At 70.9% G+C, this 16,058-nt stretch carries 17 protein-coding genes; 11 read left to right on the top strand and 6 right to left on the bottom strand.

Annotated features, from left to right (window positions below; genetic code table 11):
- The first annotated feature begins 84 nt into the window (after nt 1-84).
- Entirely contained in the window at nt 85-750 is a 666-nt protein-coding gene (leuE, locus tag CU044_RS23730) for a leucine efflux protein LeuE (protein ID WP_129770730.1), read from the top strand.
- On the opposite strand, the gene CU044_RS23725 is transcribed toward leuE, so the two are convergent.
- Complete coding sequence (locus tag CU044_RS23725) at nt 733-1,197, bottom strand: ATP-binding protein (protein WP_129770729.1); 465 nt, start codon at nt 1,195-1,197, stop codon at nt 733-735. The two genes, leuE and CU044_RS23725, sit on opposite strands and share 18 nt — an antisense overlap.
- A 129-nt stretch (nt 1,198-1,326) precedes the next feature.
- Between CU044_RS23725 and CU044_RS23720 the strand changes: the two genes are divergently transcribed.
- Genes CU044_RS23720 through CU044_RS23710 form a run of 3 tightly spaced genes read left to right on the top strand, consistent with a single transcriptional unit; the run spans nt 1,327 to nt 2,611 of the window.
- Nucleotides 1,327-2,151, top strand: coding sequence for a helix-turn-helix transcriptional regulator (locus CU044_RS23720; protein ID WP_129770728.1), 825 nt, complete (start codon nt 1,327-1,329; stop codon nt 2,149-2,151).
- Complete coding sequence (locus CU044_RS23715) at nt 2,138-2,341, top strand: DUF397 domain-containing protein (protein WP_129770727.1); 204 nt, start codon at nt 2,138-2,140, stop codon at nt 2,339-2,341. The genes CU044_RS23720 and CU044_RS23715 overlap by 14 nt, the downstream gene beginning before the upstream one ends.
- A gap of 54 nt (nt 2,342-2,395) precedes the next feature.
- Entirely contained in the window at nt 2,396-2,611 is a 216-nt protein-coding gene (locus CU044_RS23710; RefSeq protein ID WP_129770726.1) for a DUF397 domain-containing protein, read from the top strand.
- On the opposite strand, the gene CU044_RS23705 is transcribed toward CU044_RS23710, so the two are convergent.
- The gene (locus tag CU044_RS23705; RefSeq protein ID WP_129770725.1) at nt 2,574-2,927 is read right to left on the bottom strand and encodes a DUF4333 domain-containing protein; all 354 of its coding nucleotides are present in this window, start codon (nt 2,925-2,927) and stop codon (nt 2,574-2,576) included. The two genes, CU044_RS23710 and CU044_RS23705, sit on opposite strands and share 38 nt — an antisense overlap.
- A gap of 349 nt (nt 2,928-3,276) precedes the next feature.
- Here CU044_RS23705 and CU044_RS23700 point away from each other — a divergent pair, with 349 nt between their 5' ends.
- The 4 genes from CU044_RS23700 (at nt 3,277) to CU044_RS23685 (ending at nt 6,190) form a co-directional block, all read left to right on the top strand.
- Entirely contained in the window at nt 3,277-3,681 is a 405-nt protein-coding gene (locus CU044_RS23700) for a hypothetical protein (protein ID WP_129770724.1), read from the top strand.
- A 13-nt stretch (nt 3,682-3,694) separates the two neighbouring features.
- On the top strand, nt 3,695-5,047 hold the full coding sequence (locus CU044_RS23695) for a hypothetical protein (RefSeq protein WP_129770723.1): 1,353 nt from the start codon (nt 3,695-3,697) through the stop codon (nt 5,045-5,047).
- Nucleotides 5,048-5,089: 42 nt separating this feature from the next.
- Nucleotides 5,090-5,584, top strand: a complete 495-nt coding sequence (locus CU044_RS23690) for a hypothetical protein (RefSeq protein WP_129770722.1) — start codon at nt 5,090-5,092, stop codon at nt 5,582-5,584.
- A 93-nt stretch (nt 5,585-5,677) separates the two neighbouring features.
- Entirely contained in the window at nt 5,678-6,190 is a 513-nt protein-coding gene (locus CU044_RS23685; RefSeq protein ID WP_129770721.1) for a hypothetical protein, read from the top strand.
- A gap of 90 nt (nt 6,191-6,280) precedes the next feature.
- Here CU044_RS23685 and CU044_RS23680 read toward each other — a convergent pair whose 3' ends face one another.
- Both CU044_RS23680 and CU044_RS23675 read right to left on the bottom strand, forming a co-directional pair.
- Complete coding sequence (locus CU044_RS23680) at nt 6,281-7,234, bottom strand: YafY family protein (RefSeq protein WP_129770720.1); 954 nt, start codon at nt 7,232-7,234, stop codon at nt 6,281-6,283.
- 115 nt (nt 7,235-7,349) lie between these two features.
- On the bottom strand, nt 7,350-8,906 hold the full coding sequence (locus tag CU044_RS23675; protein ID WP_129770719.1) for an FAD-dependent monooxygenase: 1,557 nt from the start codon (nt 8,904-8,906) through the stop codon (nt 7,350-7,352).
- A gap of 29 nt (nt 8,907-8,935) precedes the next feature.
- Between CU044_RS23675 and CU044_RS23670 the strand changes: the two genes are divergently transcribed.
- The 3 genes from CU044_RS23670 to CU044_RS23660 all read left to right on the top strand — a co-directional run bounded on the left by CU044_RS23670 (nt 8,936) and on the right by CU044_RS23660 (nt 13,551).
- Complete coding sequence (locus tag CU044_RS23670) at nt 8,936-9,610, top strand: TetR/AcrR family transcriptional regulator C-terminal domain-containing protein (protein WP_129770718.1); 675 nt, start codon at nt 8,936-8,938, stop codon at nt 9,608-9,610.
- Nucleotides 9,611-9,787: 177 nt separating this feature from the next.
- A complete protein-coding gene (locus CU044_RS23665) occupies nt 9,788-11,347 on the top strand; it encodes a hypothetical protein (protein WP_240045793.1) in 1,560 nt (519 codons plus the stop codon).
- Between the two features lie 71 nt (nt 11,348-11,418).
- Entirely contained in the window at nt 11,419-13,551 is a 2,133-nt protein-coding gene (locus CU044_RS23660; protein ID WP_129770717.1) for a polysaccharide pyruvyl transferase family protein, read from the top strand.
- Nucleotides 13,552-13,649: 98 nt separating this feature from the next.
- Here CU044_RS23660 and CU044_RS23655 read toward each other — a convergent pair whose 3' ends face one another.
- Nucleotides 13,650-15,017 (bottom strand): alpha-2,8-polysialyltransferase family protein, encoded by a 1,368-nt coding sequence (locus CU044_RS23655; RefSeq protein WP_129770716.1) that lies wholly within the window; start codon nt 15,015-15,017, stop codon nt 13,650-13,652.
- Nucleotides 15,017-15,997 (bottom strand): glycosyltransferase family 2 protein, encoded by a 981-nt coding sequence (locus tag CU044_RS23650; RefSeq protein WP_129770715.1) that lies wholly within the window; start codon nt 15,995-15,997, stop codon nt 15,017-15,019. Before CU044_RS23650 ends, CU044_RS23655 begins: the two co-directional genes overlap by 1 nt.
- Nucleotides 15,998-16,058 lie beyond the last annotated feature (61 nt).

Below are 16,058 nucleotides of genomic sequence, written 5' to 3'. Positions count from 1 at the left end.
CTCTGAGGTCTTCGCCGGGGGCCAGGAGTCCATGGGATGGGACACGCGTGCGGGCGGTTGGTCCATATGTGCGACACTCCGGCCATGCTGGGTGTGACTGATCTGCCGACCTATCTGGTGGGCCTCGTACTGATCGTTCTGCTGCCGGGACCGAACTCGCTCTATGTGCTCTCGGTCGCGGCCAGGCGCGGGATACGCGCGGGCTATTCCGCGGCGGCGGGCGTCTGGTGCGGCGACACCATACTGATGGTGCTCTCCGCCGCCGGTGTCGCGTCGCTGCTCCAGGCCAATGAGCTGGCGTTCGGCATCGTGAAGTTCGCCGGTGCCGGCTATCTGACCTGGCTCGCCATCGGGATGATGCGCGCGGCCTGGTCGCTGTGGCGCAGCCGGCACGAGCGCGCGGAGGCGGTGGAGTCCACGTCCGCCTCCTCTTCCTCGCCGACGCCCGGCGAGCGGCCGTATCGCAGGGCGCTGGTGATCAGCCTGTTCAACCCGAAGGCGATCCTGTTCTTCATCTCCTTCTTCGTGCAGTTCGTCGACCCGGGCTACGCGCACCCGGCGCTGTCCTTCGTCGTGCTGGGACTCCTCGCGAACGTGGCCAGCGCCCTCTATCTGTCGGCCCTGATCTTCGGCGGCACGCGCCTCGCCGCCACCTTCCGCCGCCGCAAGCGCCTCTCGGCGGGGATGACATCGGCAGCGGGCGCGCTGTTCCTGGGCTTCGCGGTGAAGCTGTCACTGAGCAGCGCCTGACGGCGGCGGACCGCCGGGGGCGGCGGGGGAGACGGGGTGCGGGGGGACGTACGACCACTCCGCCCAGACCACCTTCCCGGGCCCGTTCCGGTCACTGACACCCCACCGGTCGGCGAGCGCGGCGACGAGAACGAGCCCCCTGCCGTCGCACGCGTCCAGGTCCGGCATCCGCTGCTCGGGCTTGTCGGACGAGGCGTCGTGCACCTCGATCCGCAGACCGGCGGGTTCCGCGACGTACCGCGTCTCGATCTCCCGTCCAGGCGACACCCGCGCGTGACGCCCGGCGTTGGTGAGCAGTTCGGAGAGAACGAGCAAGGCCGAGTCCTCCAGCGCCGCCAGCCCCCACCCGACGAGCGCCTTCCGCAACTCCAGCCGCGCCAGCCCGACGCAACGGGGATGCCTGCTCCACCGCAGCACGACGACGCGGGGCTCGTGGTTCAGGTCCATCAGACGCTCCTTACACGTACGCGAGTCACTTCGTTCTGTGACGAATAACTCACAGCGTGTTGCTTGCGCCGCTACGCTTCCAGAGGTTTCGGCCTGACAACGCGTAGTTCAAGTGAGGGAGTTGATTCCATGGCGGACGCCCGCAAACCACGGACGCCTCGGCAGAAGTACGGGGAGGAGCTGAAGATCCGGCGCGTGGCGGCGGACATGACGCAGGAGGCGCTGAGCGAGGGCGTGGTGTGCTCGCCGACGTTGATCAGCCACTTCGAGGCGGGGCGGCGACTGCCGAGCCCGGATGACGCGAAGCGTCTGGATCTGGCGCTGGGGACGGACGGGTTCTTCGCGCGATGGCTGAAGGATCTCGACTCCAAGTACGCGGACCACTTCGCGGTGGTGGCTGAACTGGAGCGCCAGGCAACGGTGATTCGCCACTACGGGCTGGCGCTCATCCCGGGCTTGTTGCAGACGGACGAGTACGCGCGAGCGGTGTTCCGTGCGTACCGTCCGAACCACCGGGCGGAGGAGCTTGATCAGCGCGTTGTCAACCGAATGGAACGCTCTCAGATCCTTGAGGGAGCAGTGGGACCCGTAATTTGGACCCTGTTGGACGAGGCGGCGCTCCGGCGTCGGGTGGGCGGCCCGCATGCCATGGCCGAACAACTACGCAAGATCGCGGGCATGACGGAAGCGGGGCGCCTGAGGCTGCATGTGCTGCCGTTCGGGGCGGGAGAGCACGCTCTCATGGAGAGCATGCTCACCTTGATGAGCTTTGACGACGCGGCGCCGGTCGCCTATGTCGAAGGTCTGAGTACAGGCCACTTGATGGACGATCCGGCCCTGGTGAGTAACTGTCAGGCGGTCTACGATCTGGCTCTAGGCGATGCACTGCCACATAAGGAGTCACTGGCTCTGATCAGGGCCGTAGCGGAGGAATACGCACATGAGCAGCAGTGAACACGTCATTGGGTGGCGCAAGTCCAGCTACAGCGGTGGCAGCAATGGCGACTGCCTCGAAGTAGCCGACGGCTACGCCGATATCCCGGTCCGCGACTCCAAGAACCCGCACGGCCCCGCGCTGTTCTTCCCGGCGGTCGGCTGGTCCGTGTTCGTCGCGGCGGTCAGGGACGGCGAGTTCCCCGTGTGAGAGCCGCGCGGGTGTCGCTGACTCTGATCAGGTCCGTAGTGGAGGAGTACGAACATGGGCAGCACTGAGCGCGTCGTGGGATGGCGTAAGTCGAGCTACAGCGGCGGCAGTCAGGGTGAGTGCCTCGAAGTAGCCGACGGCTACGCCGATGTCCCGGTCCGCGACTCCAAGAACCCGCACGGCCCCGTACTGGTGTTTCCGGCGGCCGGCTGGGCCGTGTTCGTCGCGGCGGTCAGTTCGGGGCCGGGGACGCCGTTTCGTCGGCCTTGATGTCGAAGTTGATCTGATCCCCCTCGACCGAGGTCACCTTGACCGTGACGCCCAACGTGCTGCCGTCGTCCGCCGTGAGCGTGCACCGGGTGGTGGTGCCGACCTTGCCCGCGAGGTCCTCGGGGCAGGTGATGTTCGGCTTGGGCTGGCCCGTTGTGGCGGCGAGTTTTTCCGCGACCGTGGTGGCGAGCTTTTCCGTGGACATCTTCGGCGTGGTCGTTCCGACGTCGACCGAGGCCGAACAGCCGACGAGCAGCGTGCCGGCGGCTACGGCCGAGAGGATCGACGTCGCTGCGGACAGCCGGTTTGCGGGCATCGTGGACTCCGGTCTGGGGGTCTTGGCGGGGAGAGGCAGGAAGCATACGTGGCAGGGGGCCGCGTCCGCTCTCGTGAGCCGGCGGATCAGGGCTGACGGACTCCCGGCGGGTGCTCTCTGCGTGCGAGGCAAGGCTATCGCGCAACTCCCCTTGGCGAAGGATCGGTTCAGCGTGATGCGCGGCTCTCTCCGCCGTCCCTCATTTCTCCCCGTCACCCCATCAAACGTCCCCATGTGTGCATGACTTGTGCATGAGGTGTTTCAGGCCACGGGTGGGGCGTCTCCGTCGCGGAAGTGACCGATAAGGTTCACGACAAGCTTCAAAGCGTGAACGCAACGGGGGTTGCCCATGGGATCCGGGAACGGTGGCGAGCCGGTACTCGCCAGTTCGTCCAGCGACAAGAAGCGCGCGACGAATTACATGGAACAGGACCTGATACCGGACACCCAGGTAGCCGCCCGCATGGCGGCGGGCGGTGGGGCGGTGCGACCGCTCTTCGTCGGCCCGGTGGCCCCCGCGAGTCCCCTGATGAAGGAGGACACCGGGCTGAAAGGTCTCTCCGGCTGGGCCTTGGACCAGGGTGTCTCCGACGCGCTGACCGCCTGGCAAGGGCAGGCGAACCGGCTGATGGGCCGGTTGCAGGTGGAGTTGAACGGGCTGCACGGCGCCAAGAACAACCTCCTGAACCAGGACACCGCCGTAGGCGCGCAGGCCGACGCGATACGGCCCCCCAGCAGTTTCGACGGCATGTGAGGGGGGAGCGGCCATGACGCTGAACTATCAGGACGTGATGACGGCCGACCTGTCCTCGCTCACGGACGTGTCCACGGCGTGGAAGAAGATGGGTGAGCGCTTCGGTGAGCTGAAGACCGCCTACGAGACGAACGTGCAGGGCGTTCTCGGCAACGGGAACTGGCAGGGGCTCGCCTACGGCGCGCAGCAGCAGTACGCCTCGGCCACGGCCTTCGAGTACGGGGCGGCCAAGAAGGAGGCGCTGGCCATCGCCAGCCTCCTCACGGACGCGCACACCGAGCTGACCCGCCTTCAGAAGGCGGTCAAGGACCTGGTCCGCGACGCGGAGAAGAAGGAATACAAGGTCGACAGCTCCGGCAAGGCGACCTACGTCGGGTACGACAACCTCTCCGAACAGGAGAAGTACGCCCTCCATCACGACCCCGACTACCCCCGGCTCCAGGCCGACGCCCGGGAGAAGGCGCAGGGCTGGACCGACGAGATCGCCAAGGCGGTCAAGGCCGTCGACGAGGCCGACCAGAGCGTGAAGCGGGCGCTGGCCCGCGCGACGAGCGACGGTTCGACGGACGGCATCGGGATCGGCGGGTTCAACGCGCAGGCCGAGGGCGACCTGGCGAAGGCGGGGAAACCGGAACCCAAGGCCACGAAGCCCGACGGATGGGTCGCCGAGGGCGAGTCCGACGCCTCCGGCCCCGGCACCGGCACATCCGCCACCGGGCCGGACGCGTCGGCCGGCAAGCTGGCGGAGGCCGAGGCGCACGCCGACCTCGGCCGTGCGAGCGCGGAGGGCTCCCTCACCAACGGCCCGATGAAGCTCGCGGGCGAGGCCGAAGCCTATGTGGGCGCCAAGGCATCCGCGGCCGGCGGCATCACCAACGAGGGCATCAGGGGCGAGGCCGGAGCCTTCGCGGGCGCCGAAGCCTCGGCCAAGGGCACCGCCGACGCGGGCCCCGTCGGGGTCTACGGACGGGCGGAGACCAAGGCGGGCGCCGAGGCCGGCATCAACGCCGGGGTCGGCCTCGAAGGTGTGCAGGCGGGTGCGGAAGCGTTCGCCGGCGCGAAGGCCGGCGCCGGAGGCGGCGCGGACATCGGCGGCATCGGGGCGGGCGCGACGGTCGAGGGCTGGGCCGGGATCGGCGCCGAGGCCGAGGCGACGTTCGGCAAGGGCGCGGACGGCAAGTGGCACATCGGCGCGAAGACGGGCGTCGCGGTCGGGCTCGGCGGCGAGGTGGGCTTCGAAGTCACCGTCGATCCGGGGAAGATCGCCGACACGGCGGGCGACGCTGCCAACGCCATCGGCGACGCGGCCGGTGCCGTGGGCGATGCGGCCGGGGCGTTCGGCAATGCGGTCGGTGGCCTGTTCTGATGTACGTTCGCACACCCGCTGCCGTAGTAAGGAGGCCCCGAGATGGCCACGACCCTGCCCGTACCGATCGAGTTCGAACTGCCGGAAGGCTGGCGCGCCGCACGGCCGGATGAAGTCGGCGCACCGGGCGCGGCGTTCGTCGCGCTGCATCCGCGCCCGGACGCCGGATTCAACGCGAACATCACGATCGACGGCGACTACCGGCCGGACACGGCGACGCTGGCGGAGATCGCCGAAGCGTCCGTGGAGCGCCTGGGCCAGGCCACCACGTCGGTCGAGGTCGCCGGGCGCCGCGAGATCGGCTCCGCGGACGCACCCGGTTTCACGCAGACGCTGGCCCTCTCGACCGTCGTCGGCGGCGTACCCCGCGACCTCGTCCAGTCCCAGGTGTACCTGTCCATGCTGGACGTCGCCGATCCGCAGAAGCGGGCGGTGGTCCGGCTGGTCCTGACCGCCACCGCGTCCCAACACCCCTCCGTCGTGAGCGACTTCCAGGACTTCGTGCGCACGGTCCGCCCGGACACCGCGGCCTCGTAGCGCGGACGCACCCTCGCACCGGCAGACCGTGACCCGGAGACCTTGCACCGGCAGACCTTGCACCGGCAAACCGACTCCTCATAGGTTGATTTCATGGGACTCTTCGACAAGCTGACCGGAACCAAGCGCCCCGCCGACGGTGTCGCCCCGCGCTCCGCCGCCGAGGTCCACGCGGCTCTGCTCGGCCTCAACCGCCCGGACGTCCCCTATGTCATCCGGGACGGCCGCGAGGAGGGTGCCGATCTGGTGGCCGAGTGGCGCATCCTGGACCCCGCCTGGCAGACCTTCTTCGTCCGCACCCAGGTGAGCCGGGTGTTCCAGGTCCGTATGCGCCTGGTCCCGGAGAAGAACGAAGTCCGTTCGCTCGACCAGCAGTACGAGGTCTCGTGGGTCGGCGACACCCCCAGGCTGGCCCTCGCGGCCGATGCCCAGCGCGGCCAGGTGCAGACGGTCTCGAAGCGCTGGACGCTCGGCGGGGGCGAGGACGGCGACCGCGAAGCGACCGAGACGTTCAGCTTCGACAGCTCCGACCTGAAGGACCCTCTTCAGGACGCCGTTCTGGGCGCGGGATGGACCTGGCGCGGAGTCATCAGCGGCAAGCTGTGAGCTTGTCGGCCGGAGCGACGGCCGGACGCCTGTCCCGCTGACCGCATTCCTCGGGCACCTCGGACTCCTCGCATGTCTCAGCGCGAGGAGTCAGTCCTGCTCGTTCTCGTCCAGCAGGGCCCGGAGGCGGCGCCGCACTGCCTCTCGTACCTCGTCCGGGGACACCACGCGGAACGGGGTCGCGACGCTGAGCAGGCATGTGGCGAGTTCGTCGGGGCCGGTGCCGCCGATCGTGACGAGGGTGGCGTTCGCGCCGTCGGGCTCGTGCGTGCCGAGATTGGGCGGAACGAGCCGCAGGGCCTCGTCCAGGGGGACGGGGAGGCGGACGGTCGCATAGAGCGGATAGCCTCTGGTCAGCATGCGGGAGACGAGCAGGGCGGCGTCGGGCGGGTCGACGAGGTTCACCGGCTCCCCGGTGGGATGGGCCTCCGCGACCCGGTCGGCGCGGAATGTGCGCCATTCGCCGCGCGCGATGTCCAGGGCGACGACGTACCAGCGGTGGCCGGTGCGTACGAGACGGTACGGGTCGATGTCCCGTACGGTGGCCCGCTCCTGCCGGTCGCGGTAGGACAGCCGGAGGCGTTCGCCGCGCCGGCACGCGTCGGCCAGTTCCAGCAGTACGCCGGGGGAGACCTGACGGTCGTCGGGCCGGGGGGTGTGGACGAAGGCGTCGTTCAGCTCGCCGAGGCGGTCCGCGATGTGCGAGGGCAGCAGCCGCTGGAGCTTGAGCAGCGCGGACAGCGCGGCCTGGTCGCCGCCGAGGACACCGCTGAGCGCGGCCTCGCGCAGGGCGACGGCCACGGCGAGCGCCTCCTCGTCGTCCAGGCTCAGGGGCGGCACCTTGGCGCCGCCGCTGAGCCGGTAGCCGCCCCAGGGGCCGGGCTCGGAATCGACGCGGTAGCCGAGGTCCCGCAGCTTGGCGATGTCCCGCCGGATGGTGCGTTCGGTGACGCCCATGCGCTCGGCCAGCTCGCCGTTGGTCCACGACGGGCGCGTCGACAGCAGCGAGACCAGCCGCAGCAGTCTCGCCGAGGTGCCGATCACAGGGGCAGCCTATGTCCCGGGGGCCGTACGGCTGACGTGCGTACGGCCGGCCGCGCGGACGGCCCCGTGTGCGAGCCGCGCGCACGCCCCCGCGTACGACCCCGCGCGCCCGGTCTCACGCGTACCGGGCCCCCGATGCCCCCACTCCCCGGAGCCATTCCGCCAGGCCGCTCGCGTCGTCGCCCGCCCATCCCACGTAACCGTCCGGGCGGACGAGGAACAGGCCCTTGCCGTACGGGGCGTACGCGTCCAGCTCGCGCACCCGGATCAGTTCCGGGTCCAGCGGCGGGAGTTCGGGGGCCGTGCCCACCGCGAGCAGGGTGAAGTGCGGGCCGCGCAGGACGTCGAAGACGGTGGTGCCGTCGGGCAGCGGGCCGTCCGGGGCGCGGTCGCCGGCGCACAGCGCGCCCGCCGCGCCCGTGGACAGCGGGCCTTCGCGGTAGCCGAGGCCCAGTTGGCGGGTGGCCGCGCCACGGCGGGCCTCGCCGCGGTGGATACGGGTCGACAGGCCGAGCATGTCGGCGGCCACGGGCCGGCGCTCCTGTTCGTATGTGTCGAGCAGGCCCGCCGGGGCGCCGTGACGCAGCACCTGGCCGAGCTTCCAGCCCAGGTTGTAGGCGTCCTGGACGCTGGTGTTCAGACCCTGGCCGCCCGCCGGGGAGTGGACATGGGCCGCGTCGCCCGCGAGGAAGATCCGGCCGTCCCGGAAGCGGTCGGCGAGCGCCGCGCGCGGGCGGAAGTCCGAGGACCAGAGCACGTCGGTGACCTCGGACACGGCGAGATGCGTACGGGCGGCGACCAGCGCGCGTACGCCCGCCGCCGAGGTGTCGGGCGCGGAGCCGTCCTTGAACTGGGCGGTCAGCTGGAAGTCGGCCGTGCCGGGGAGCGGGCACGCGGCGAGGAACGAGCCGTCGTCGGCGGGGAAGATATGCCAGTTCAGCCGGTCCAGCGAGGGGATCCGGACGTCCGCGACGAGCATCGGCGCCGGGTCGACGGTCTCGCCGGTCATGCCGATGCCGAGCAGGCTCCGTACGGTACTGCGGCCTCCGTCGGCGGCCACGGCGTACCGGGCGCGGACGGTCCGGGACGGGGGCGTACCGACTGCGGACGCCCCGACTGCCGTCGCCCCGGCCGCCGTCGCGCGGGCCGCCGTCGCCCCGGCCGCCGCCCCGCCGTCGGCCGACAGCTCAGCCGTCACCCCGTCCGCGTCCTGCGCGAGGCCGGTCAGCGCCGTCCCGAAGGCGACGCCGCCGCCCAGTTCCCGCAGGCGCGCGTACAGGATCTCCTGCGTACGCCACTGCGGCACCAGCCACGGGCCCGCGTACGGCTCCGCCGCCGTCGGCCGCGTCTCCTCGAACATCCGGTGCTCGCCCTGCCGCTCACCGTTCAGCCAGATCATGCCGACGGGCGCGGGGCCGCCGTACGCGAGCATCCGCTCCACGACGCCCAGATCGTCCAGCACCTCCAGCGTGCGCGGCTGGACGCCCTTGCCGCGTGATCCGGGGAAGAGGCGCGCCTCCCGCTCCACGACCTGTACGGAGACCCCGCGCCGCCGCAGATCGCAGGCGAGGGCGAGGCCGGTCGGGCCGGCTCCGACGATCAGTACGTCGACCACCGCGACAGGACCGGCGCCGGTGTCGGCGACTGCTTCCTTAACGTTGTTAAGTTCCATGCGGCCGAGGATGCGCTTAACGCTGTTAGATTGTCAAGGTGGCTACGACACGACTGGACCGCACGCTGGTCGCCCGCACCGCGCTGCGGCTGCTCAACGAGGTGGGCCTCGAAGGGCTGACCCTGCGCGCCATCGCCGCGGAACTCGGCGTCAAGGCGCCCGCGCTCTACTGGCACTTCAAGGACAAGCAGGCGCTGCTCGACGAGATGGCGACCGAGATGTTCCGGCGGATGGCGGCCGACCTGCCCGCCGTCGCCGCCCCCGACTGGCGGGACGGGCTCACCGCGGCGATGCGCGGGCTGCGCGGCCATCTGCTGCGGTACCGCGACGGCGCCAAGGTCTACAGCGGTACGCACTTCACGGACACCGGTTACGCGGCCACCATGGACGCCCATCTGCGCGGGCTCACCGAGTCCGGATTCACCCCGCGGACGGCGGCGCGCGCCTGGTTCACCGCGTACAGCTACACCATCGGTTACGTCATCGAGGAGCAGTCGATGTTCCCGGTCGCGGCCACGGCCGGTGGCGCGGCCGCCGGCGCGGAGGGGATCGACCTCGCCGCCCGAGCCGAACGGCTGGCGGCGTATCCGCTGGCCGCCGGTGCGGGCGACGAGATCTTCGGCAATCACGAGGAGGGCTTCGAGAGCGGCCTCGCGGCGGTCGTGGCGGGGATCGCCCTCACGGTGCGGCCGTCAGACACCTAGATCCTGTCCGGTCACTCTCCGTCGCGGCGGCCACGGAGAGTCGCCCTACCAGCCCCCGATGTCCGAAGCGTTTCGTTCCCCTTACCGATGGTGTGAGTTCACCTCCGGGGCGGAGAGATTTCCTACCCTGTCACCCACTCACCATCTGTCCGTGGGGCAGTAGACGCCGGGAGCAGCATGACGAAGGCCCGCAGACTGTGGCCGAGATGGCGCGGCGGTAAGAACGCCGAGAACGCAAGGATCGGGAAGAGCGGACGGAGCGGAGGGAGCGGAAACGCCGGAAGCACCGCCACCGCGCCGCCGGACGGTACGCCTTCCAGGGACTCGAAGGAGCTGGAGGAGTGCCTGCGCGCCTGCGCGCTGCACAGCGACAGGCTCGCCGCCGCCGGTACCGAGAACAACCGCAAGCGCGCCGATCTCGCCGCGAAGCTGCGCCACCTCCGGACCGTCCACGCCTCGGCCCACGCCTCCGCGGCCTCCGAGCCCGCCGGGAACGAGCTGTTCGACGCGCTGCTCGCCGCCGGAACCGCGGCCCTGGAGTGCGGTGACGGCGGCGGAGGCAACGGCGGCAACGGCGACGAGCCGGCGCTCGCCCTGCTCATCAGCGCCACCGTCCTGGCCGAGCGCGGCAGCTCCCGGGCCGGCTGGCGGCTGCGGGCCAGGACCCTGGAGGCCGCAGGCGACGAGCAGGCGGCCGTCGAGGCGTACGAGCGCTACCTCGCGCTCACCGACGATGACTGGTACGGCGTCGCCCCCCGCCTCGCCGGGCTGCGGACGGCCGCCCGGGAGCAGGAGGACATGCTCCGGCTGCTCGCCCGCGAGTGCCCCCGCGCCGAGGAGTTCGCGACCGCGCCCGTCTCCGCCACCGAGGTACGGGACGTGTGGGAGGAGGGCCTGCGGCTGCACGACAAGGGCGACCGTGAGCAGGCCGAGCCACGGCTCGTCGGCGCGCTGCTCGCCATGGGCCGAGACCGCCACCCGGTCGGGGAGCTCCAGAACGCCGTCGGCCAGTATCTCGACCTGCGCATCGCCGCCGCCGGCGGCGACGCCTCGCGGCTGCGGGAACTCATCGGCCACTACGCGGAACAGCGCAGGAACCGGATGCGCCCGCCCCTCGCCGATCCCACCCTCGGCGGGGCCGACTGGATCGGCGTCGGTGAGCTGCGCAATCTGATCGCGGGCAAGTCCGTCTGTCTGGTGGCCAACTCCGAGAGCCTCGGGCGCGGTTCGCTGGGGCCGGAGATCGACGCGTACGACCTGGTCGTACGGTTCAGCTCGTACCGTATCGACGCGCCGGCCACCGGCACGCGCACCGATCTCCACGCCACCGCCCACGAGCACGGCTTCAACTGGGACCGGCCGGTGACGACGCGCATGGTGTTCGGCGGGTCCGCGGAGAAGTGGAGCTACTCGCTGCGCGAGCGGCTGGTGCCCGGCGCCCAGCGGTATGTGACCGACGAGTCGGTGCGCTGGCCGCTGCGCCATCTCGGCGGGGTCGACTGGGACGCCTGGCCGTCCGTCCCGACCAGCGGGTTCAACACCCTCTGGCTCCTTGATTTCCTGGATGTCAGCCCGGCGATCGATCTGCTCGGCTTCGACTTCTACGAGAGCGGCGTCCACCGTCTGCCCGGAGCGATGCGCGTACCCGTCACCTCCGAGCGCGAGCGGACCAGCGAGAAGGCATGGGTCATGGAACGCGCCCAGAGCGTCAACGACATGAGGATTTCCCTGAGATGACCCCGAGCCCCGTGCCCCCGAGCCCCGCGACCGCGAGCCCCGTGCCCCCGAGCCCCGCGACCGCGAGCCCCATGACCGCGAGCCCCATGACCGCGGACTCGCTCACCGGCAAGCGCCGTATCGCCTTCGCCGCGTTCGTCGTCGGCGACGACGACGTGCCCGGCCTCCTGACCCTGCTGCGCAGCCTCGCCCTGTCCAACCCGGGCGTGTGCGAGGACTTCGTCGTCCTGCACGGCGGGCCCGGTCTGCCGGCCGCCTCCGCCGCCCGTATCCACGCGCTCCACCCGCGCGTCGAGCTGCGCCCGGCGGGGACGGGCCCGCGCGGCGACGCGTTCCGCACCGGCGACTACGCCACCGTGATCCGGGATTACGCGACCGTGATCCGGGACTACGCGACCGTGATCCGGGACTACGACACCGTGATCGTCCTCGACCCGCGCACGGTCGTACGGGGCGACCTCGGCGCACTCCTGCGGCTGCGCGAAGGGGCGGTCGCCTTCACGCCCGGCGACACGTTCGTCATCCAGCGCGACCACGCGGAGACGGACCCGGAACCCGGCGGCGAGGCCCCGATCGGCGACTCCCAGGACGACCGGAGCGCGTACGAACTCTCCGACGCCGAGCTGCACGCCGCCTACCTCGCGCTGAACGGCACCCCCCACCACGATCTGATCGTCCACTACGGGACCCCGCACGTCGCCCGCACCGGAGACGTCGAGACCGCCCGCCGCGTCGCGCTCGCCCATATCGGCGCGGGCGAGTTCCAGGAGGCCGCCGACCTGCTGGGATCGGTCCGTATCCCGGTGAACGAGGCATGGCCGCACGAGGTGTTCGGGCACGCCCTGATGAGCCTGTCCCGCTACGAGGAGGCCGAGGCCCAGCTGCTGCTGGCCACCGCCGCCCCCAAGCGCGCCGCCACCGCCTTCGCGCGGCTGGCCCAGATCGCCTGGATCCACGGCGACGACACCACGGCACAGCGCCACGCCATGAGCGGGCTCTCCGCCGACCCCACCCACCGGGGCGCGCGGCAGATGCAGCGCCGTACGACGGGCGCGTCCGCCGGGCTGCCGAACCCGCGTGAGGGCGCGGCGGAGGACCAGCTCGCCCATGTCGCGTACTACATGCCGCAGCAGGGCAACGCCGGGGACAAGCTGCTGCCCGAGTCCGTACGGCTCACCTTCGGCCCCGACACCGGACCCCGCCGCTGGCACTCGATCCACGCGCACCGGCTCTTCGACGAAGCCGCGCTGGAGCGGGTCAACGCCCGGCGCGGGCTGGTGATCGGGGGCGGCGGGCTGTTCATCCCCGACACCGCGCCCAACGGGAACAGCGCCTGGCAGTGGAACGTCCCCGACGCGCTGCTCGACCGGATCGACGTGCCCGTGATGGTGTACGCGGTCGGCTTCAACGCCTTCGACGGACAGTCCTACCGGCGCGAACGCTTCAACGCGAGTCTGCGCCGGCTCGTGGAACGGTCCGCCTTCTTCGGGCTCCGCAACCACGGTTCGATCGAGAAGGTCCGCGCGCTGCTCCCCGCCGACCTGCACGAGAAGGTGCGCTTCCAGCCCTGCCCGACCACCGTCACCCGGCAGCTGGTCGACGGCTGGACGGACCCGGCGCACCGCGAGAACACCATCCTGGTCAATGCCGCCTACGACCGGGCCGGGCTGCGCTTCGGCCATGACTACGGGCACTTCCTCGCCGAACTGGCCAAGGCGATACGGGCGCTGGGCGGCCACGCCGAGGTGAAGTGCGTGGCGCACTCGGTGGACGACGAGCGGATCGCGTTCGATCTGCGGCGCGAGCACGGCATCTCGCTGCCGGTGATCCCGATGTACGACTCCGGGAACGACGAGATCCGCGACCTCTACGCCCGTACGAAGCTGGTGATCGGGATGCGGGGGCACGCGGGAATGATCCCGTTCGGCTGCGGAACGCCGATCATCAGCCTGATCTCGCACCCCAAGATGGCGTACTTCCTGTCCGACATCGAGCGCCCGGAGTGGGGCGTCTCCGTCCATGACAAGAACCTCGGGGCGGTGCTGACGGAACGGGCGCTCGGGCTGCTGGACGATCACGCCGCGTCCGTCGCCGACGTACACGGCAGACAGCGGGAGCTGTGGAAGGTCACGCAGGCGAACGCGGCGGAGCTGCGGGCGATCCTGGGGACCACCGCCCAGACCCCCGAAGGCCGCACGGCCTGATCCCCGGCCCCCGGCCCTCGCCGGAGACCCTCGCCGGACGGGCGGCACATCGCGTCCCGTCCGGCGACCAGGGTCCTCGCCGTCCTGCCGCGGCGGTGCTACCGCAGCACCGCCCGCCGCAGCTTCCGCGCCCGCCGCACCATCCGCCGGGCCGTCGCGTTGCGCGGGATACGGGCCAGCTGCGCCGGGACCGCGCCGGGCAGCGCCAGCGCCGTGAGCCGGCGCCGCTTGAAGTAGCGCCAGGTGTGCGTGTCGAGATGCTCCGACAGGTACTTCTCCGCCGTGGGGCGCAGCCCCGGGTAGATCTGGTGCTGCATCGCGTAGCCGACGGTCGCGACCAGCTCCGCGATCAGCGGGTCCGGCCGGTGGGTGACGGAGTCACCGTCGTCCAGCGACGGCAGCAGCGCGTCCACGATCGTCACCGGCACGCGGTTGCTGTTCTGGTACGGGGCGAGCCGCTCCAGCAGCAGTTCCGTGCCCGTGTGCGCCACCGGGATGCCGTAGAACGCGGACGCCGTGAACAGCGCCGTCGAGAAGCAGCCGACCACCAGCGCGGGCTTCAGCCGCCGGTAGAGCACCTCGGCTAGCACCGGGCTGTCCAGGATGGTCAGGTCGGCGCCGAGCTTCTTCGCCTCCTGCTCCAGCTGCCGCGACCAGGCGGCCGGGGCCGTGGGATGCGGCTTGAAGACCACCTGGGTGTGGCCCTTGGCGACCGCGCCCCGCACCATCCGGATGTGCAGCTCCTCCTCCTCGCGCTCGGAGAGGATCCCGAGCGCGGAGAGGTACTGGCCGAGGAGCAGCGCCGGGGGCTCCGACGGAGTGTCGAAGTTCCGCTCGGCGTCGGTGAGTTCGTCCAGCACGCGCAGGAAGGCGTCCGTCGGCACCAGCTCCGGGCCGACGCCGAACTCGGTGAGGAGCAGCGGCTTGAGCCCCGGTACGAGATCGAGGTGCAGCAGTCTGCGCACCCGCTCGCCGACCAGCGGTTCTATCTTCGAGCGGGTGGGCCCGTAGCTCATCAGCCCGTCCGCGTACACCTCGATGGGCGCGCCGGTGAAGATCTGCGCGATCGCGAGCGCCGGGTTGACCTGGATCGACTCGACGACCAGCCGTACGTCGTCGTCCCCGAGCCGCCAGGCCAGCCGCAGATGGCGTTCCCACAGGGGGACGTCGTCGGCGCGCGGCGACCAGCTGCCCGGGTGGAACGGCGCGATCGTCTCGTTCCACGACACGAGGTCGTCGAACCGGTCGCGCAGCTGCTCGAAGCCCGGCATCTCGTCGACCGAGGGCGTCAGTTCGGGCGAACCCGCGTTGTTGCAGACGACCAGCAGTCGGCGGTGGACCGCGGGGAAGAGCCCGGCGTCGATCGCGGCGGCCAGCGTGGCCGCTCCGTAGAGCGTGGAGGCGCAGAAGACCTGCGTCGTACGCCCGGCCGCGGACGCGTTCGGAAAGAGGGACGACGACGCCATCACGCTGCCGCCTTCCCGGCGGCCAGGGGCCGCCTTCGCAGGCGGCGCAGCCGGGCCGAGCGGTCCAGGTCCATCGAATCCAGCGCTTCCTTCAAGACGTCCTGAGGCAGTCGTTTCAGAGCGGCGGCGCTCATCGCGCGCAATTGCCGCGCCACGGCCGGTTCGAATCGCTCTTTCGACGCCAGATGGTGGGAAATGATCGCGCAGTAGGTGCGCACGGCCTTCAGCAGGAAACGGTCCGCTTCCGCGTCTTTCGCGGTCTCCTCGATGACCTGGTCGAAGGCGCGGATGAAATCGAGCTGCCGTACGTCGCCGATCTGGGTGAGCGACGAGGCGACCCCGCGCCGGTAGAAGGTCCCGAGCAGTCCGAGCACGGCGAAGGACTCCGCCTCGCGGTGCAGCCGCCAGATCCAGGGCCGGTCCTCGGCGGTCCGCAGTCCGTCCGTGAAGTGCACCAGGCCGCGGTCGACGAGCCTGCGGTGGTACATGCCCGCCCAGGCGTACGGATAGTCGACCGAGGTGGAGCGGTCGGCGGGCAGGATCGCGTCCCGGGGCGACAGCACCTCGTCGCGCCGGCCGACCGGGACGCGGTGGATCGTCCGCGCCCTGGCCGTGAACTGGACGTGGTCGGTACGGACGAAGTCGCAGCCCAGCCTCTCCATGGAGGCGAGCACCTGCTCGTAGTAGCCGGGCGCCACCCAGTCGTCACCGTCGAGGAAGGTGACGTACTCCCCGTCCGCGGCGTCCAGACCCGTATTGCGCGCGGTGGCCAGCCCCCCGTTCTGTTCGTGTCTGAGGAGGACCGCCCCCGGAAGGTCGCGCGCCGCCTGTTCGAGGATCTCCGGGGTCCCGTCGGTCGAACAGTCGTCGACAAGAAGGAACTGGAAGTCCTCGCGGCTGTTCGCGCGCAGGCTTCTAAGGGTTTCGAGGGCGTATGTCTGCACGTTGTAGAACGGCACGACAACAGAGAGCTTGACCACCTGCGTGACGCTAGGCGGAGCCGAGTCATGCCGCCTGACATCCGGACGCATGGAAGGTGAA

This window comes from Streptomyces sp. L-9-10 (genome assembly GCF_004151105.1).
GTDB lineage: Bacteria > Actinomycetota > Actinomycetes > Streptomycetales > Streptomycetaceae > Streptomyces.
This window is presented reverse-complemented; position numbering and strand designations above follow the sequence as displayed.